Annotated in this window: 16 protein-coding genes and 1 tRNA gene; 15 read left to right on the forward strand and 2 right to left on the reverse strand. The window is 72.8% G+C overall.

The genetic code is table 11. The annotated features are described in order from the left end of the window. Positions 1-3: 3 nt before the first annotated feature. The 10 genes from ACZ434_RS00205 (at position 4) to ACZ434_RS00250 (ending at position 13,378) form a co-directional block, all read left to right on the forward strand. Positions 4-576, forward strand: coding sequence for a YqgE/AlgH family protein (locus ACZ434_RS00205; RefSeq protein ID WP_468450147.1), 573 nt, complete (start codon positions 4-6; stop codon positions 574-576). A gap of 30 nt (positions 577-606) precedes the next feature. Beyond that, the gene (locus ACZ434_RS00210; protein ID WP_019754409.1) at positions 607-894 is read left to right on the forward strand and encodes a DUF3039 domain-containing protein; all 288 of its coding nucleotides are present in this window, start codon (positions 607-609) and stop codon (positions 892-894) included. A 264-nt stretch (positions 895-1,158) separates the two neighbouring features. Further along, complete coding sequence (locus tag ACZ434_RS00215) at positions 1,159-2,451, forward strand: extracellular solute-binding protein (RefSeq protein ID WP_468450149.1); 1,293 nt, start codon at positions 1,159-1,161, stop codon at positions 2,449-2,451. A 38-nt stretch (positions 2,452-2,489) separates the two neighbouring features. Then, positions 2,490-3,434, forward strand: a complete 945-nt coding sequence (locus tag ACZ434_RS00220; RefSeq protein WP_468451742.1) for a carbohydrate ABC transporter permease — start codon at positions 2,490-2,492, stop codon at positions 3,432-3,434. Positions 3,435-3,463: 29 nt separating this feature from the next. Continuing rightward, on the forward strand, positions 3,464-4,309 hold the full coding sequence (locus tag ACZ434_RS00225; protein WP_468450151.1) for a carbohydrate ABC transporter permease: 846 nt from the start codon (positions 3,464-3,466) through the stop codon (positions 4,307-4,309). Position 4,310: 1 nt separating this feature from the next. Next, positions 4,311-5,981, forward strand: a complete 1,671-nt coding sequence (locus ACZ434_RS00230; RefSeq protein ID WP_468450153.1) for a beta-N-acetylhexosaminidase — start codon at positions 4,311-4,313, stop codon at positions 5,979-5,981. Between the two features lie 326 nt (positions 5,982-6,307). Then, complete coding sequence (locus tag ACZ434_RS00235) at positions 6,308-7,201, forward strand: FAD binding domain-containing protein (protein WP_468450155.1); 894 nt, start codon at positions 6,308-6,310, stop codon at positions 7,199-7,201. Further along, positions 7,198-9,657: a 2Fe-2S iron-sulfur cluster-binding protein gene (locus ACZ434_RS00240; RefSeq protein ID WP_468450157.1), complete on the forward strand. Its 2,460-nt coding sequence runs from the start codon at positions 7,198-7,200 to the stop codon at positions 9,655-9,657. Before ACZ434_RS00235 ends, ACZ434_RS00240 begins: the two co-directional genes overlap by 4 nt. After that, the gene (locus ACZ434_RS00245; RefSeq protein WP_468450159.1) at positions 9,654-11,960 is read left to right on the forward strand and encodes a xanthine dehydrogenase family protein molybdopterin-binding subunit; all 2,307 of its coding nucleotides are present in this window, start codon (positions 9,654-9,656) and stop codon (positions 11,958-11,960) included. Before ACZ434_RS00240 ends, ACZ434_RS00245 begins: the two co-directional genes overlap by 4 nt. Positions 11,961-12,193: 233 nt before the next feature. Next, positions 12,194-13,378, forward strand: coding sequence for an SUKH-4 family immunity protein (locus tag ACZ434_RS00250; RefSeq protein WP_468450161.1), 1,185 nt, complete (start codon positions 12,194-12,196; stop codon positions 13,376-13,378). Positions 13,379-13,419: 41 nt separating this feature from the next. Here ACZ434_RS00250 and ACZ434_RS00255 read toward each other — a convergent pair. Next, a tRNA-Cys gene (locus ACZ434_RS00255) sits at positions 13,420-13,493 on the reverse strand. 220 nt (positions 13,494-13,713) lie between these two features. Here ACZ434_RS00255 and ACZ434_RS00260 point away from each other — a divergent pair. The 5 genes from ACZ434_RS00260 (at position 13,714) to ACZ434_RS00280 (ending at position 18,635) form a co-directional block, all read left to right on the forward strand. Beyond that, positions 13,714-15,174, forward strand: a complete 1,461-nt coding sequence (locus ACZ434_RS00260) for an MFS transporter (RefSeq protein ID WP_468450163.1) — start codon at positions 13,714-13,716, stop codon at positions 15,172-15,174. A gap of 37 nt (positions 15,175-15,211) precedes the next feature. After that, entirely contained in the window at positions 15,212-15,412 is a 201-nt protein-coding gene (locus ACZ434_RS00265; protein WP_384713122.1) for a CopG family transcriptional regulator, read from the forward strand. After that, complete coding sequence (locus ACZ434_RS00270; RefSeq protein WP_468450165.1) at positions 15,409-15,801, forward strand: type II toxin-antitoxin system death-on-curing family toxin; 393 nt, start codon at positions 15,409-15,411, stop codon at positions 15,799-15,801. Before ACZ434_RS00265 ends, ACZ434_RS00270 begins: the two co-directional genes overlap by 4 nt. A gap of 74 nt (positions 15,802-15,875) precedes the next feature. Next, positions 15,876-17,717 (forward strand): DEAD/DEAH box helicase, encoded by a 1,842-nt coding sequence (locus ACZ434_RS00275; RefSeq protein ID WP_468450167.1) that lies wholly within the window; start codon positions 15,876-15,878, stop codon positions 17,715-17,717. Between the two features lie 276 nt (positions 17,718-17,993). Then, positions 17,994-18,635, forward strand: coding sequence for an IclR family transcriptional regulator (locus ACZ434_RS00280; protein ID WP_468450169.1), 642 nt, complete (start codon positions 17,994-17,996; stop codon positions 18,633-18,635). 230 nt (positions 18,636-18,865) lie between these two features. Here the strand turns inward: ACZ434_RS00280 and ACZ434_RS00285 are convergent. After that, on the reverse strand, positions 18,866-19,072 hold a 207-nt coding region (locus ACZ434_RS00285), incomplete at its 5' end, for a hypothetical protein (protein WP_468450171.1).

Genomic DNA, 19,072 nt, shown 5'->3' on the forward strand with positions numbered 1-19,072 from the left:
GGCATGACCGAGGTGTCCTCGCTCACAGGGCGGCTGCTCGTGGCCACTCCCGCTCTGGCGGACCCGAACTTCGACCGCGCGGTGGTGCTCCTCCTCGACCACGACGAGGAGGGCTCCCTCGGTGTCGTCCTCAACCGTCCGACGCCGGTGGACGTGGGCGACATCCTCGAGGGCTGGGCGGATCTGGCCGGCGAACCAGGGGTGGTCTTCCAGGGCGGCCCGGTGTCGCTGGACTCCGCCCTCGGGGTCGCCGTCGTCCCGGGCGGGACGGCGGAGGAGGCCGCGCCGCTGGGCTGGCGCCGGGTGCACGGCGCGATCGGGCTGGTCGACCTGGAGGCCCCGCCGGAGCTGCTCGCCTCCGTCCTCGGCTCCCTGCGGATCTTCGCCGGATACGCGGGCTGGGGCCCCGGCCAGCTGGAGGACGAGCTGGTGGACGGCGCCTGGTACGTCGTGGAGTCGGAGCCCGGCGACGTCTCCTCGCCGTCCCCCGAGCGGCTCTGGCGGGAGGTGCTGCGCCGCCAGCGCAGCGAACTGGCGATGGTCGCCACGTATCCGGACGACCCGTCGCTCAACTGATGGCTGTGAGCTTCAGTACCCTTGGCTGTTATGAGCACTCTTGAGCCCGAGCGCGGGACTGGTACGGGGACCCTCGTCGAGCCGACGCCGCAGACCTCCCACGGCGACGGCGACCACGAGCGCTTCGCCCATTACGTCCAGAAGGACAAGATCATGGCGAGCGCCCTCGACGGCACGCCCGTCGTGGCGCTGTGCGGCAAGGTGTGGGTGCCCGGCCGCGACCCGAAGAAGTACCCGGTCTGCCCCATGTGCAAGGAGATCTACGAGTCCATGGGCGCCGGCGGCGACGACAAGGGCAAGGGCAAGGGCGACAAGTAGTCACCCTTCCTCCTCCTCACTCGTCCGCTTTCCTCGCCGGTCCGGGCTTCGTCCGACCGTTCTGATGTTCCTCAGGCCCCCAGGGTGCGCTTTGCGTGCCGTGGGGGCCTTTGTGCTGTCCGCGCGTTGCGCAGGGTGCGTCCGCCGGTCACAGAGTGGTTGAGACCTCTTGTGGCGCGGTTCACCCAGTCCCTAGCCTCCGATGTGTTGTGCACAGCGAAACAGCTGTTGCATATAATGCAACGCGTTCGGAGGAGCGACTCCATGAAGCTGTCCGCCCGCCTGGTCGCCGTCGCGGCCGTCCTCGCCACCGCCGCCTGCGCCCCCCAGACCTCCGGCAACTCCTCCTCCGACAAGGACGAGAAGACCGGCACCCTGCGCGTCTGGCTCTTCCAGGAGGTCAGCAACAAGCCCAAGGAACAGGTCGTGGACACCGTCCTCGCCGAGTTCGAGAAGGCGCACAAGGACACCGAGGTCACCGTCGAGTACATACCCGTCGAGACCCGCGCCCAGCGCATCAAGGCCGCCTTCAACGACCCGAAGTCCGCGCCCGACCTCATCGAGTACGGCAACACCGACACCGCCGGCTATGTCAAGGACGGCGGACTCGCCGACGTCACCGAGGAGTTCGGCGCCTGGGACGAGGCCAAGGACACCGACCCCACCGCCAGACAGTCGGTCACCGTCGACGGCAAGGTGTACGGGGCCCCGTACTTCGTCGGCGTCCGCGCGCTGTACTACCGCACCGACGTCTTCGAGGAACTCGGTCTCGACGTCCCCGGGACGCAGGCCGAGTTGATCTCCACCGCCAAGGAGATCCGCGCCGCCAGGCCCGAGTTGTACGGCATCGCGGTCGGCGGCGCCTACACCTACGGGGCGATGCCCTTCATCTGGGCGCACGGCGGCGAACTCGCCACCGGCAAGGGGGGTTCGTACGCCTCCGCCATCGACAGCGCGGACGCCCGCAAGGGCATCGAGGCCTACACCTCGCTCTTCGGCGACGACAACTGCCCCGCCGCCAAGTGCGCCGGCATGGGCGGCAACGACACGGTGACCGCCTTCGCCTCCGGCAAGGCGGCCATGGCGATCGGCGGCGACTTCAGCCACGCGGCCGTCGAGGCCGGGAAGGTCAAGGGCAAGTACGCCGTCGTACCGTTGCCGGGCGTCGAGGCCGGCTCCATCGCCCCCGCGTTCGCCGGCGGGAACAACCTCGGCGTGCTGAAGTCCACCTCGCACCGCACCCTCGCCGTCGACCTGATGAAGCGGCTCGCGTCGAAGGAGGCGCAGGGTGCGCTGTTCGAGGGCATGGGGTTCCTGCCGACCTTCTCCGACGTGCGGGAGCAGGTGGCCGCGAAGGAGGCCTTCGTGAAGCCGTTCGTCGAGACGCTCGCGGCGGACACGAAGTTCGTGCCGGCCTCGCCGGCGTGGGCGCAGATCGACTCGTCGCTGGTGCTGCCGACGATGTTCCAGGAGATCGTCGCCGGTAAGAAGGATGTGGCGACGGCCTCGGGCGATGCGGCGAAGAAGATGAACGAGGCGTTTGGCTCCGTCGGATGACGGTGCCCACCAGCTCGCGGGGCGCGGATCGGGTGCGGATGCCGGTAGCCGGCGGCTCGTCGCGCCCACGCGGCGGTCACCGCACATCCGGAAAGGCCCCGCGCCCCCGGGGGGCTTCCCGCACCCCCTGGTTGTATCTCGCGCCCGCTCTCGTGGTCCTCGGGGGGCTGCTTGCCTACCCGATCTACCAGCTGGGGCTCATTTCGGTCTTCCACTACACCCAGGCGCAGGTCAGTGGTGGGGAGCCGACCACGTTCGTGGGGTTCGGGAACTACGCCGAGCTCTTCCGTGACGAGCAGTTCTGGCAGGTGTTGCTGGCCACCGTGGTGTTCGCGGCGGCCTGTGTGGTGTGCACGCTGGCCGTGGGGTGCGCGCTCGCCGTGCTGCTCACGCGGGTGCGGGCCGTGCCGCGGCTGGCGTTGATGCTGGCCGCGCTCGGCGCCTGGGCGACCCCGGCGATCACCGGGTCCACCGTGTGGCTGTTCCTCTTCGACGCCGACTTCGGGCCCGTCAACCGGGTGCTGGGCCTCGGCGACCACTCCTGGACGTACGGGCGGTTCAGCGCCTTCTTCCTGGTGCTGCTCGAAGTGGTCTGGTGCTCCTTCCCGTTCGTGATGGTGACGGTCTACGCCGGTATCCGCGCCATCCCGTCCGAGGTGCTGGAGGCGGCCTCCCTGGACGGGGCCTCGCAGTGGCGCATCTGGCGCTCCGTCCTCGCGCCGATGCTCCGGCCGATCCTGGTGGTCGTCACCATCCAGTCGATCATCTGGGACTTCAAGGTTTTCACCCAGATCTACGTCATGACCAACGGCGGCGGCATCGCGGGCCAGAACCTGGTCCTCAACGTCTACGCCTACCAGGAGGCGTTCGCGTCCTCGCAGTACAGCCTCGGCGCGGCGATCGGCGTGGTGATGCTGCTGATCCTGCTCGCCGTGACGCTGGTGTACCTGCGGCTGCTGCGCCGGCAGGGGGAGGAACTGTGAGCCTTGTGAGCCGGGACGGGGAACCCCGGGTGAATCCTTCGCGCCGGTTCGTACGGCGTCCGGGACGGCTGGCGGCCGAGTCGGCGGCGCTGCTGATCGCCGCGGTGGTGGCCTTCCCGCTGTACTGGATGGTGCTGAGCGCCTTCAAACCGGCCGGGGAGATCGAGTCGACCGAGCCGCGCCCCTGGACGCTCGCGCCGACGCTGGACTCCTTCCGGCGGGTGTTCGGACAGCAGGAATTCGGCCGGTACTTCGTCAACAGTGTCGTCGTCGCGGTCGCCGTGGTGGTCGCCTCCGCGCTGATCGCGTTTCTCGCCGCGACCGCCGTGACGCGCTTCCGCTTCCGTATGCGGACCACGCTGCTCATCATGTTTCTGGTGGCCCAGATGGTGCCCGTGGAGGCACTGACCATCCCCCTGTTCTTCACCATGCGCGACCTCGGCCAGCTGAACACGCTGTGGTCGCTGATCCTGCCCCACATCGCTTTCTCCCTGCCGTTCGCGATCTGGATGCTCAGGGGGTTCGTGAAAGCCGTTCCGGAGGCCCTGGAGGAGGCCGCCTACATCGACGGGGCGAGCCGCGCCCGTTTTCTCTGGCAGATCCTTTTCCCGCTCGTCCTGCCGGGCCTGGTCGCCACGAGCGTGTTTTCCTTCATCTCCACCTGGAACGACTTCCTGTTCGCCAAGTCGTTCATCATCAGCGACATCTCGCAGTCCACCCTGCCGATGGCGCTGCTGGTCTTCTACAAACCCGACGACCCGGACTGGGGCGGGGTCATGGCGGCGTCCACCGTGATGACGATTCCCGTCCTGGTCTTCTTCGTACTCGTGCAGCGGCGTCTGGTCTCCGGACTGGGCGGCGCGGTAAAGGACTGACGTGACCGAACTGATTCCAGCGCCCCGCAGCGTCGTCGCCGGTTCCGGCGAGGTACGGCTGACGGCGCACTCCCGCATTTACGTCGGCCCTGGGACGGAGGGCGTCGGTCACTGGCTGCGCACCGTCCTGTGGCAGGCGACCGGGCTGCCGCTGCGCGAGGGGCGACACCCCGACGGACCCGACGGACCCGACGGACCCGAGGGCACGGACGGGGACGGCATCGGGCTCCGGCTCGACTCCGGACTCGGCCCCGAGGAGTACCGCCTCGTCAGCGACTCGACGGGCGTCCTCGTCGAGGGCGGCAGCGCCGCCGGCGTCTTCCGCGGCGCCCAGACGCTGCGGCAGCTCCTCGGCCCCGACGCGTTCCGCAGGGCCCCGCTCCTCCGCGACCGGGTGTGGGCGGTGCCGCACGTGACGATCGAGGACGCCCCCCGCTTCCGCTGGCGCGGACTGATGCTCGACGTCGCCCGGCACTTCATGCCCAAGGAGGGCGTGCTGCGCTATCTCGATCTCATGGCGGCGCACAAACTCAACGTGCTCCACTTCCACCTGACCGACGATCAGGGCTGGCGCATCGAGATCCAGCGGTATCCGAAGCTCACCGAGGTCGGCTCCTGGCGGGCCCGCACCAAAAAGGGCCACCGTGCCTCACCGCTGTGGGAGGACAGGCCGCACGGCGGTCACTACACCCAGGACGACATCCGCGAGATCGTCGCCTACGCCGCCGAGCGGCATATCAGCGTCGTCCCGGAAATCGACGTACCCGGGCACTCGCAGGCCGCCATCGCCGCGTATCCGGAACTCGGCAACCGTGATGTCATCGACACCGCCTCCCTGACCGTCTGGGACACCTGGGGGATCAATCCGAACGTACTCGCCCCCACTGACAACACCCTGCGCTTCTACGAAGGCGTCCTCGAGGAAGTCCTGGAACTGTTCCCCGCGGACGCCGGGCCGTTCTCGCCGTTCGTGCACATCGGCGGCGACGAATGCCTCAAGGACCAGTGGCGCGCCTCGGACACCGCGCAGAAGCAGATCGGCAACCTCGGACTCGCCGACGAGGACGCGCTCCAGGCCTGGTTCATCGGGCACTTCGACGACTGGCTCACCGCGCGGGGGCGCCGGCTCATCGGCTGGGACGAGATCCTGGAGGGCGGCCTGGCACCGGGCGCCGCGGTGTCCTCCTGGCGCGGCTACGCGGGCGGCGTGACGGCCGCCCGCGCGGGACACGACGTGGTCATGTGCCCCGAGCAGCAGGTCTACCTGGACCACCGTCAGGACGCGGGCCCCGAGGAGCCGGTGCCCATCGGGTACGTGCGCACCCTCGAGGACGTCTACCGGTTCGAGCCCGTACCGGCGGACCTGACGCCGGAGGAGACCGCGCGGGTACTGGGCACCCAGGCCAACGTGTGGACCGAGGTGATGGAGGACCAGGGGCGCGTCGACTACCAGACCTTCCCCCGGCTCGCCGCGCTCGCCGAGGTGGCCTGGAGCGACCTGCCCGCCCCCGCCGACCGGGACTTCGCCGGCTTCGAACGGCGGATGACCGCCCACTACCGGCGCCTGGACGCCCTCGGGGTCGCCTACCGGCCGCCCACCGGGCCGCTGCCCTGGCAGCGGCGCCCGGGCGTGCTGGGACGCCCCATCGACGGGCCCCCGCCGAACCGGTAGCCCGTTCCGCCGGGTCCGGTCCCGGGGCGCGGCGCCCGCCCGTCCCGGGACACCGGACCGAACGGATCCCGCGCGTGCGTTCGCTCCCGGCCGAACGGGTCACGCGATACGGGCACGGTCGCCACCGAGGAGTGCGCCCCGCGCGGTGCACCGGTGATGCCGGGCGAAATCGGTCATGTCCGGGGTGAGGTGGGCGAATGCCTCCTAGCGGACCCCCGTCTTCGGCACCTGTCAAGATGTGCCAGAGTTGCCACGTCCGCCCTGTGAGCACGTACCGTACGGCGCACAGGTGGACCAGGTGGGGCAGCGGGAAGGGGCAGCCGGTTTTGAGCACGCACGCACCGCAGGCGGCGCAGGCCGTGACGCTGCCCACGACACTGGACGAGGCCGTGGCGGCGCTCACCGCCATGCCCGCCGCCGTGCCCGTCGCGGGCGGCACCGACCTGATGGCCGCCGTCAACTCCGGGCAGCTCAGGCCCGCCGCGCTGGTCGGCCTCGGCAAGATCAGCGAGATCCGCGGCTGGCAGTACCTGGACGGACACGCGCTGCTCGGCGCCGGTCTCACCCACGCGCGTATGGGCCGCCCCGACTTCGCCGCCCTCATCCCGGCGCTCGCCGCCTCCGCGCGGGCCGCCGGACCGCCGCACATCCGCAACGCCGGCACCCTGGGCGGCAACATCGCCTCCGCCGCCCCGACCGGGGACGCGCTGCCCGTACTGGCCGCCCTGGAGGCGACGCTGGTCGTCGCGGGCCCGGGCGGGGTCCGCCGCGAGGTCCCGGTGTCGCACCTGCTGGCCGGAATGGACCTGCTGCGCCCCGGTGAGCTCATCGGCCACGTGCGCGTGCCGCTGCTGCACGCCCCCCAGGTCTTCCTGAAGGCCACCGGCCGCACCGGCCCCGGCCGCGCGGTCGCCTCCGTCGCGCTGGTGCTCGACCCCGCCCGCCGCGGGGTGCGCTGCGCGGTGGGCGCCATCGCGCCGATGCCGCTGCGGCCCCTGGAGGCCGAGCAGTGGGTCGCGCAGCTCATCGACTGGGACAACAACCGCGCGATCGTGCCCGAGGCACTGAACGCGTTCGGGGAGTACGTCGCCGCGGCCTGCATCCCCGACGCCGCCCCCGGCGAGGACGGCGCCGTCCCACCGCTTCCGCCCGCGGTACTGCACCTGCGGCGCACCGTCGCCGCGCTGGCCCGACGAGCACTGGGGAGGGCGCTGTCGTGACCGACGACCAGCACGGAGAGGGCAGGCCCCCGGGCGGCAGCCGCTGGGACCCGCTGCCCCAGGGCGACTACGACGACGGCGCCACCGCCTTCGTGAACCTCCCCGAGGGGGGCATCGACGCCCTGCTGGACTCCATGGAGAGCCCCCTCGCCGCGCCCGGCCACGGCTATGTGCCGCCGCAGATAACGGTCACGCCCACGACCACCGGCGGCACCGATCCGGCGGCCACCGGCACCTGGGCCGTGCCCGGCACACCCGCCGACGGCGCCCAGTGGCACGACCCGCAGGCCGCCGGGCCGGACCCGGCGGCGGACCGGTTCACGTACGAGCCGGGCGCGACCGGGCAGTGGGCCTTCGAGGAGGCGTCCGCGGAGCGCCCCGCGCCGGGCCAGGACGTCACCGGCCAGTGGTCGATCCCCGTCGCCGACGGCGACCTGCCGGACGAGTCGGGCGAGTTCACCACGTCCTCCCTGGTCGAAGGGTGGGGCGGAGGCACCCCTCCGGCGACCCTGCCCGGCGGTGCCCCGGCTCCCTGGGCCGCCACCCAGTCCATCGGCCGCCCGTGGGGACCCGGCGTCCCCGGAGTCCCCCAGGACACCGAGCGGCAGGGCGGCGAACACGGCACCGCGCGGGCCCCGCAGGAGCCCGGCCCACAGCCCCACGCCGCACCCGGCCGCGACGAGCCCGCCGGCCAGGACGCGCAGGATGGTTACGGCGGTCAGCCCGGCCAGGGAGCCTCCGCGCGGCCGGAATCCGCCGCCGCCGGGCCCGGCCGGGGTGAAGCCCGTGCGCTGCACGAGCCTGCCGGTCAGGACGGCTACGGCGCACAGCCCGCCCAGGACGCGCAGGACGGTTACGGCGGTCAGCCCGGCCAGGGCGCGCCCGCGCGGCCGGAATCCGCCGCCGCCGAGCCCGGCCGGGGCGAGACCCGCGCGCCGCACGAGCCTGCCGGCCAGGACGGCTACGGCGGGCAGGCCGGCCAGGACGCGCAGGATGGTTACGGCGGTCAGCCCGGCCAGGGAGCCTCCGCCGCCGGGCCAGACCGGGGCGAAGCCCACGCGCCGCACGGCTCCGCCGGTCAGGACGGCTACGGCACACAGCCCGCCCAGGACGCGCAGGACGGTTATGGCGGGCAGTCAGGCCACGGCGCCCCCGCGCGGCCGGAACCCGCCGCCGGGCCCGGCTGGGACGAGACCCACGCGCCGCACGAGCCCGTCGGCCAGGACGGTTACGGTCGGCAGGCCGCCCAGGACGGTCCCGCGCGGCCGGAGCCCCCCGCCGGGCCAGGCCGGGGCGAGAGCCACGTGCCCCACGGACCCGCCGGTCAGGACGGTTACGGCGCGCAGCCCGCCCAGGACGCGTCCGAGCAGCCTGCACACGGCGGTTCCCGTTCGTCGGGTGTTTCCAGGCCGCTGCCCGCCGACGGCTCCGCGGAGCCGCAGTGGCGGAGCGGCGCGGAGGCGGCGGGCGACGCCGCGGCCGCCGGCCGGGAGCACCCGCACGCCGGCGCCCAGGACACCGCACGGCCCCTCCCCGGCGCCGGTGAGGGCTCCGAGGTCGCCCACGACGTCACCGGGGCCCCGGCGGACCCCGGCGCGGAGCACGCCTCCGCGCGGGCGGCCGACTCCCCGGACGCGCCCGCCCGCGCGGACGGCACGCCCGCACCCGGCACCCCGGACGGTTCCGCGACGCCGGGCGACCGGGACGACCGGGGTGGCGCGGACGGTCCGGACGCCGTTCCGGGCGAACCGAGCATCTCCGTCGCCCCCCACGACGACCACCCCCTCGCCTCCTACGTGCTCCGTGTCAACGGCACCGACCGGCCCGTCAGCGACGCCTGGATCGGCGAGTCGCTGCTCTACGTGCTGCGCGAGCGGCTCGGCCTGGCCGGTGCCAAGGACGGCTGCTCGCAGGGCGAGTGCGGCGCCTGCAACGTCCAGGTCGACGGGCGGCTCGTGGCGTCCTGCCTGGTGCCGGCCGTCACCGCGGCCGGCAGCGAGGTCCGTACCGTCGAGGGTCTGGCCCAGGACGGCCGGCCCTCGGACGTGCAGCGGGCGCTCGCGCGGTGCGGCGCCGTGCAGTGCGGCTTCTGCGTGCCGGGCATGGCGATGACCGTGCACGACCTCCTGGAGGGCAACCCCGCGCCCACCGAGCTGGAGACCCGCCAGGCACTGTGCGGCAACCTGTGCCGCTGCTCCGGCTACCGGGGCGTGGTGAACGCCGTCCAGGAGGTCGTCGCCGAGCGGGAGGCGCACGCCGAGTCCGCCGAGTCCCACCCCGACGACGATCCGGACACGCCCCGCATCCCGCACCAGGCGGGCCCCGGCGCAGGCGGCGTCAACCCCTCGGCGTTCGGCACCCCCGGACCGCACGAGCACCCCCACGACCAGCCGCACGACCCGCTTGACGACCAGCCGAACGACCAGTCCCACGGCCAGGACGGAGGCCAGGCGTGAGCAACGAGACAGTCACCGCGCGGGCCGCCGAGGCCGCCCCGGAGCCGGAACCGGTCCCGCACGGGCTCGGCGTCTCCCTCCCGGCCGCCGACGCCCGCGCCAAGACCGAGGGCACCTTCCCCTACGCCGCCGACCTGTGGGCCGAGGGCCTGCTGTGGGCGGCGGTGCTGCGCTCCCCGCACCCGCACGCGCGCATCGTCTCCATCGACACCACCCACGCGCGTGAGATGCCCGGCGTCCGCGCGGTCGTCACGCACGAGGACGTCCCCGGCACCCCGGTGCTGGGCCGCGGCAAGGCCGACCGTCCGGTCTTCGCCTCCGAGGTCGTACGCCACCACGGCGAGCCCCTCGCCGCCGTCGCCGCCGACCACCCCGACACCGCGCGGATGGCCGCCGCCGCCGTGATCGTGGAGTACGAGGTGCTCGACCCGGTCACCGACCCCGAGCAGGCCTTCGAGGCCGAACCGCTGCACCCCGACGGCAACCTGATCCGGCACATCCCGCTGCGCCACGGCGACCCCGACGCGGCCGGCGACGTCGTCGTCGAGGGCCTGTACCGCATCGGCCGCCAGGACCCCGCCCCCATAGGGGCCGAGGCCGGTCTCGCCGTGCCCCGCCCGGACGGCGGCGTGGAGCTGTACCTGGCGTCCACCGACCCGCACGGCGACCGGGACACCGCCGCCGCCGCGTTCGGCCTGGAACCCGATCGGGTGAAGATCGTCGTCACGGGGGTGCCCGGCGCCACCGCCGACCGCGAGGACCAGAGCTTCCAGCTCCCCCTCGGCCTGCTCGCGCTGCGGACCGGCTGCCCGGTGAAACTCGCCGCCACGCGCGAGGAGTCCTTCCTCGGGCACACCCACCGCCACCCGACCCTCCTGCGCTACCGCCACCACGCCGACGCCGAGGGCAGACTGGTCAAGGTCGAGGCGCAGATCCTGCTCGACGCGGGCGCCTACGCCGACACCTCCTCCGACGCCCTGGCCGCCGCCGTCGCCTTCGCCTGCGGCCCGTACGTCGTGCCGAACGCGTTCATCGAGGGCTGGGCCGTACGCACCAACAACCCGCCCTCCGGCCATGTGCGCGGCGAGGGCGCGATGCAGGTGTGCGCCGCCTACGAGGCGCAGATGGACAAGCTCGCCAAGAAGCTCGGCGTCGACCCGGCGGAACTGCGCATGCGCAACGTCATGGCCACCGGCGACGTCCTGCCCACCGGCCAGACCGTGACCTGCCCGGCCCCGGTCGCCGAACTCCTCCAGGCGGTACGGGACTTCCCGCTTCCGCCGCTGCCCAAGGACACCCCCGAGGACGAGTGGCTGCTGCCCGGCGGCCCCGAGGGCGCGGGTGAGCCGGGCGCGGTCCGCCGGGGCGTCGGCTACGGCCTCGGCATGGTGCACATGCTCGGCGCGGAGGGCGCCGACGAGGTGTCCACGGCCACCGTGCGGGTCCAGGGCGGCGTGGCGACCGTGCTCTGCGCGGCCGTCGAGTCCGGCCAGGGCTTCACCACCCTGGCCCGGCAGATCGTCCAGGAGACCCTCGGCATCGACGAGGTGCACGTGGTGCCCGTCGACACCGACCAGCCCCCGGCGGGGCCGGGCTGCCGCGGGCGGCACACGTGGGTGTCGGGCGGCGCGGTCGAACGCGCGGCGAAGATGGTCCGCACCCAGCTCCTCCAGCCGCTCGCGCACAAGTTCGGCATGTCCACCGAGCTGCTCCAGATCACCGACGGCAAGATCACCTCGTACGACGGTGTGCTGTCCACCACCGTCACCGAGGCGCTGGACGGCAAGGAGCTGTGGGCCACCGCCCAGTGCCGCCCCCATCCCACGGAGCCGCTGGACGCCTCCGGGCAGGGCGACGCCTTCGTCGGCATGGCCTTCTGCGCCGTCCGCGCGGTGGTCGACGTCGACATCGAGATCGGCTCGGTACGGGTCGTGGAACTGGCGGTCGCCCAGGACGTGGGCCGGGTGCTGAACCCGGCGCAGCTGGCCGCGCGGATCGAGGCGGGCGTGACCCAGGGCCTGGGCGCCGCGCTCACCGAGAACCTGCGCACCCCGCGCGGCCTGGTCCGCCACCCCGACCTCACCGGCTACGCCCTGCCGACCGCGCTGGACGCGCCGGACATCCACATCGTGAAGCTGGTCGAGGAGCGGGACGTGGTCGCGCCGTTCGGCGCGAAGGCGGTCAGCGCGGTGCCGGTGGTGACCTCGCCGGCGGCCATCGCCTCCGCCGTCAGGGCCGCCACGGGCCGCCCGGTGAACCGGCTGCCGATACGCCCGCAGGCTGCGGTCGTCACCGGCAACTGAAACCCGGCCCGGGTTGTTTCGCCCGGGAAGGCAACGCAAGCGGTTGCCGGTGCGTCTTGAGAGATGACGGGGCGTTGGGTTCGGCGCGCCCCGGCTCGGAGCCGTTGTCAGTGGTGGCGCGTAGTGTTGCGAGCAGTGGGGGACGGCTACCGGGCCCGGATGGGCTTGCTCCGTCCTGCCCGGGGCGGGACGTTCGCGGACCCGGGACCGAGCACACGTATCGCGGGGGAATCATGAGCACGACCGACACCGTTGTCGCAGCGGCGATCACACTCACCGACACCGACCTCGATCCCTTCATCACGCACGCGTCCACGCGCCACTGGCTGACCGGCCCCGGACTGCCCGCCGACAGCCGCCTGTTCAGCTTCGCGGAGCTGGCCCGGCCGGGCGGCCCGCACACCGTGGCCGACTCGACGGGCGACCCCGGCGACCGCCTCTCGGCGGAGCTGCGGGACCAGCTGATCATCGGCGGAATGCTGGGCCCGGCCGGTCTGGAGACGGAGTCGGTGCTGCTGGACGGCGCGACCGGCGAGGTCTCGACGACCTACTTCTTCCACGACCGCCCCGACCTGATGGACCGCCGCCCGCTCGCCCCGTCCCTGCCGACGCTGGTGCGGTTCGCCGCGGCGACGGACGAACTGGCCGGCCTGCGCGGCCAGTTCGCGGCCTACGCGGGCCGCTACGGCACCAAGGCGGTCGCGGAGGCCTCCCGGCAGCTGCTGGCGGTCTTCGAAGAGGGCACGGACGGCGGCGAACCGGCCCCGTTCTGGCGGATGGCCGCGCTGATCCGCCCCCTGGCCCTGGTCGCGGGCCCCGGTACGGCCTCGGGCCTGGCCCTGGACCTCCCCCTCCGCCTCCTCGACGAGGAGTTCGGCCGGGGCGGAGTGGTCCGCTTCGAGGAGGTCGACTTCCCGGCCACGCTCACGCACGAGCCGACCCGCCGCTTCCTGCGCGAGACGGGCCTGCCGGAGGACGGCTTCCTCTTCTCCCTCGACACCGACCTGCCGCTGCGCACCCTCGCCGAGTACTACGCCGACGACTGCCGCGACGGGCTCCCCGCCGAGCTTTCCCCCGCCCGGGCCGAGCGCCTGATACGCCTCGGCTACCTGGTCGACGACCACAGCCTGGTCCTCGACGCGACCACGGGCGCGGTCCACAGCTGGAGCGAACCGGACGCCGTGCTCCGCCCCCTGAACACGGACATCTCCACGCTCGCCTTCACCCTCTGGCTGCTGCACCGGGAGCGCTCCCTCGACGAGGCGTCGGGCCACGCGCTGACCAGCGACACCTACGACCAGCTGGCGCTGACGATGATCCAGGTCCTGTCCTCCATCGACCCGACCGGCACCACCGCCGACACGGACTGGCACTACTGGACGGAGCTGTTCCAGGACGAGGCGGGCGGAGTCCTCTGACGCGAGGGACGCGGGGTGCTCCGCAGAGCACCCCGCGCAGGTGGAGGCCGTGACCGGATTCGAACCGGCGTGCGTCGCTTTGCAGGCGAGTCCCTGGCCACTCGGGCACACGGCCGTGTCGGGGGCGAGGTCCCTTGCGGGGCTCGCCGTTCCGAACCGGTGTACCGACCGTAGGGCGGCCCGGGAGCGGCGCTCAAGGGAAAGCCGGGTGCCGCAACGGGACTGCCACACGCCGTTCACGAACGGGCCGAGCCCGGTCCTACGACCAAGGTCCCGGTGCCGAGCGCGACCCCCGACAGGCGTCAAAGCGGGCATCGCGCCTTACTCTGGCGTTCATGACCGCCCCGAACCCGCGTGACACCGATGTCACCACGCCCGCCGGCATACCCTCGCCGGTCCTCGCCCCCGACGACACCGTGCTGAGCCGCCCCTACCGGGCGCTGAGCATCGGGGTCGTCTCCGTCGTACTGCTGATCGCCTTCGAGGCGACGGCGGTCGGCACGGCGATGCCGGTCGCGGCGCGCGAGCTGAACGGGGTGTCGCTGTACGCGTTCGCGTTCTCGGCGTACTTCACCACCAGCCTGTTCGGCATGGTGCTGTCCGGCCAGTGGTCCGACCGGCGCGGCCCGCTCGCCCCGCTGACCTGGGGCATCACCTCGTTCGCGGTCGGTCTGCTGTTCTCCGGGACGGCCGGCGCGATGTGGCTGTTCATCCTGGGGCGGGCCGTGCAGGGGCTCGGCGGCGGGCTGGTGATCGTCGCGCTGTACGTCGTCGTCGGACGGGCCTACCCGGAACGGCTCCGCCCGGCGATCATGGCGGCGTTCGCGGCGAGCTGGGTGGTGCCGTCGATCGTCGGCCCGCTCGCCTCCGGCGCCGTGACCGAGCACATCGGCTGGCGCTGGGTGTTCCTCGGCATACCGGTCCTCGTGGTGTTCCCGCTGGCGCTCGCGCTGCCGCAGATCCGCCGCCTGGCCTCGGGCCCGGTGGACGGGGGCACGGACGCCGCCCCGGCCTCCTTCGACGGCCGCCGCATCCGGCTGGCCCTGGCGATCTCCTTCGGCGCCGGGTTCCTCCAGTACGCCGCCCAGGACCTGCGCTGGACATCCCTCCTGCCGGGCGCGCTGGGCGTGGCCCTGCTCGTCCCGGCGGTGCTGGGCCTGCTCCCGCGCGGCACCTACCGGGCGGCGCGCGGCCTGCCCTCGGTGGTCCTGCTGCGCGGAGTCGCCGCCGGTTCCTTCATCGCGGCGGAGTCCTTCGTCCCGCTGATGCTGGTCACCCAGCGCGGCCTCAGCCCGACGATGGCCGGCTTCTCGCTCGCGGCGGGCGGCGGCACCTGGGCGCTGGGCTCCTGGATCCAGTCCCGGCCCCGCCTGGAGCCGTACCGGGAACGTCTGATGGCCTCCGGCATGCTTCTGGTGGCGGCGACCATCGCGGTGGCCCCGACCGTGCTGATCGAGGCGGTGCCCGCCTGGACGCTGGCGGTCGCCTGGGCCTTCGGCTGCCTCGGCATGGGCCTGGTGATCTCCTCCAGCAGCGTCCTGCTGCTCCGGCTCTCCGCCCCCAAGGACACCGGCACCAACTCCGCCGCCCTGCAGATCTCCGACGGCCTCTCCAACGTCATCCTGCTGGCGGCCGGTGGAGCAGCCTTCGCGGCGCTCGGCGGCGGCACGGTCAGCCACGCGGCGACGGGAGCCACGGGCTCCCATCCCGCCGCCTTCGTCGCCGTCTTCCTGCCGATGGCGGCGGTGGCGCTGGTGGGGGTGTGGGTGGCTACGCGGGTGCGGGCCGCTAAGTAGTACCACTTTGGGGCCGCATCGGTGGTACCGTTTTGGTATGGCTATGAACCTGCGTCTCCGCGACGACCAGACGGAAGCTCTCAAGCTGCGCGCCGATGAGGAGGGTGTCAGCATGCACGCGATACTGCTGCGCGCTGTGGATGACTATCTGGCCCGGACCGCGCACCAGGCGTTGGTCCGGAAGGCAGCCAAGGAGCAGACCGCCAAGTGGGCCGAACTGCTGGAGCGGCTGAAGTGACGTACGTCTATCTCACGGCCGAGGATGTCCTGGCCATTGCCGAGGACGCCGTCGACGACCAGCAGATCGCCGTGCGCGACGCGGGGCTGCTGGAGTCGGCCGTACATCGCCCCTCGGCATCCATGTTCGGGCAGGAGGCCTACGCCGACCTGTTCGACAAGGCGGCGGCACTCCTGCAGTCCTTGGTCATCAACCGTCCTCTCGTCGACGGGAACAAGCGCACGGCATGGGTGTCCTGTGTCGTCTTCCTGGCGTTGAACGAGGTGCAGTTGCGCCCTGATATCGACACAGCCGAACAGCTGGTCATCGCCGTGGCGACCGGCAGGATGGACGAGGTCAAGGGCATCTCGGAGGCATTGAGGGACCTGGCTGAGCAGGGTGTGACCTGAGTCCCATCCCGGCCGGTCATGGCCCGGTACCGGCGCTGCCGCGACCGGGCCATCGGTAGGGTGGCCCGGTCGTCATGCGCAGCTGCGCCGCCGCCCGAACCACCCCGACGGAGATCGTGACTACCACCGCCGGCACCGCGTCCCACTCGCACCACCTGTCCCCGGCCTTCCCCGGACGTGCCCCCTGGGGTACCGCCGGAAAGCTGCGGGCCTGGCAGCAGGGGGCGATGGACACGTACATCCAGGCCCAGCCCCGTGACTTCCTCGCGGTGGCCACCCCCGGCGCCGGCAAGACGACCTTCGCGCTGACGCTGGCCTCCTGGCTGCTGCACCACCACGTCGTGCAGCAGGTGACCGTCGTCGCGCCCACCGAGCACCTGAAGAAGCAGTGGGCCGAGGCCGCCGCGCGGATAGGCATCAAGCTCGACCCCGAGTACAGCGCGGGCCCCCTCGGCAAGGAGTACGACGGCGTCGCCGTCACCTACGCCGGTGTCGGTGTGCGCCCCATGCTGCACCGCAACCGGGTCGAGCAGCGCAAGACCCTCGTCATCCTCGACGAGATCCACCACGCCGGTGACTCCAAGTCCTGGGGCGAGGCCTGCCTGGAGGCGTTCGAACCGGCCACCCGGCGGCTCGCGCTCACCGGTACGCCGTTCCGCTCCGACACCAACCCCATCCCGTTCGTGGCGTACGAGGAGGGCGACGACGGCATCCGCCGCTCCTCCGCCGACTATACCTACGGGTACGGCTCCGCCCTCGCCGACAACGTCGTCCGCCCGGTCATCTTCATGTCGTACAGCGGCAACATGCGCTGGCGCACCAAGGCCGGCGACGAGATCGCCGCCCGCCTCGGCGAGCCCATGACCAAGGACGCCGTCAGCCAGGCCTGGCGCACCGCGCTCGATCCGCGCGGCGAGTGGATGCCGGCCGTACTGCGCGCCGCCGACCAGCGGCTCACCGAGGTCAGGAAGGCGATCCCGGACGCCGGCGCCCTCGTCATCGCGGCCGACCAGGACTCCGCGCGGGCGTACGCCAAGCTGATCCGCGAGATCACCGGGCACAAGGCCACCCTCGTCCTGTCCGACGACACCGGCGCGTCGAAGAACATCGACACGTTCAGCAGCGGCACCGACCGCTGGATGGTCGCCGTCCGCATGGTGTCCGAGGGCGTCGACGTCCCGCGCCTCGCCGTCGGCGTGTACGCCACCACCATCTCCACGCCGCTGTTCTTCGCGCAGGCCGTCGGCCGTTTCGTACGGTCCCGGCGGCGTGGCGAGACCGCGTCCGTGTTCCTGCCGACCATCCCCGACCTGCTCGGCTTCGCCAACGAGATGGAACGCGAACGCGACCACGTCCTCGACAAGCCCAAGAAGAACGGCGAGGAGGACCCGTACGCCGAATCCGAGAAGGAGATGGAGGAGGCGAACCGCGAGCAGGACGAGGACACCGGCGAGCAGGACATGCTGCCCTTCGAGGCGCTGGAGTCCGACGCCGTCTTCGACCGGGTGATGTACAACGGCGCCGAGTTCGGCATGCAGGCCCACCCCGGCAGCGAGGAGGAGCAGGACTACCTCGGCATCCCCGGGCTCCTCGAACCCGACCAGGTGCAGCTGCTGCTCCAGAAGCGGCAGGCCCGGCAGATCGCGCACAGCCGCAAGAAGCCCGCCGAGGAGGCGGACCTGCTCGAGATCCCCGCCGAGCGGCGCCCGGTGGTCTCCCACAAGGAGATGATGGAGCTGCGCAAGAAGCTCAACAACCTCGTCGGCGCCTACGTCCACCAGAGCGGCAAACCGCACGGCGTCATCCACACCGAGCTGCGCCGCGTCTGCGGCGGCCCGCCCTCCGCCGAGGCCACCGCGGGACAGCTGCGCCAGCGGATCGAAAAGGTGCAGGAGTGGGCCACGCGCATGCGATGAACCGGGTGTGCGTATGGGGACAAACGGAACCACTTCCCGGTGAGAGTGCCCGGATTCTGGACGGAGACTTCCGCTCACCGGACCGGCTCGCTACTGTCCCCGCAACGCACACGCCCCGTGGCAGCGCCGCCGCGGAGCGCAGCCGTGAAGCGACTGTGCCCGGGACACCGCCGGGCCGCCGGCCGATCGGCGGCCTCTGAAGCGCGTGACCGACGGGACTCGGTGACGCATCCGCCGCGAGGGGCCGCCGACCTCACCATTGAAGGAGTGGGCGTCGTGACCGCGGAGACCTCTCAGACGCTCGACAGGGGACTGCGTGTCCTCAAGCTGCTCGCCGACACGGACCACGGGCTGACCGTCACGGAGCTATCCCACAAACTGGGCGTGAACCGGACCGTGGTCTACCGGTTGCTCGCCACGCTGGAGCAGCACGCACTGGTACGCCGTGACCTGGGCGGACGGGCCCGGGTGGGACTCGGTGTGCTCAGGCTCGGGCGGCAGGTGCATCCGCTGGTACGGGAGGCCGCGATGCCGGCGCTGCGGTCGCTGGCCGAGGACATCGGCGCGACCGCGCACCTGACGCTGGTGGACGGGGCGGAGGCGTTGGCCGTGGCGGTGGTGGAGCCGTCGTGGACGGACTACCACGTGGCGTACCGGGCGGGGTTCCGGCATCCGCTGGAGCGGGGGGCGGCGGGGAAGGCGATCCTGTCCGCCCGGCAGCAGACGGCGGACGACCCCGGCTACACGCTGACGCACGGCGAACTGGAAGCGGGCGCGTGCGGGGCGGCTGCGCCGCTGCTGGGGGTGACGGGGGTCGAGGGCAGCGTGGGCGTCGTCATGCTGGCGGACGTGGTGCCGGAGCGGGTGGGGACGCGGGTGATGGACGCGGCGCGGGAGGTCGCGGAGGCATTGCGCTAACCCAGACACCACCGCCCCACCGCATCCGCGGGCTCCCGCCCCCACCCCGCTGCGGGCTCCCGCCCCCGCTCCCACCGCATCCGCGGGCTCCCGCCCCCGCCCCGCTGCGGGCTCCCGCCCCCGCCCCGCTGGGGGCTGCCGCGGCCGCTTCCGCCGCAGCTGCGGGCAGTCGTGCCGCTGGGGCGGCACGGGTGGGCGCAGCGGCACCCGGCGAACGCCGGTAGAGCAACTCACCCCCGGCCGAGCGGCGCAACGGTGCTGTTGTCGGCCGGGGGGTGACTGCGCAGCCCGGCGCGGGCGGGGTGCCGTCGCGCCCACCCGTGCCGCCCTGCGGCACGACTGCCCGCGGAGAGCGGGGTGCGCAGCCCAGCGCGGTTGCCTGCGGAGGGCGGGGGCGGGGTGCCGTCGCGCCCACCCGTGCCGCCCTGCGGCACGAC

Source organism: Streptomyces sp. NPDC030893, assembly GCF_055571535.1.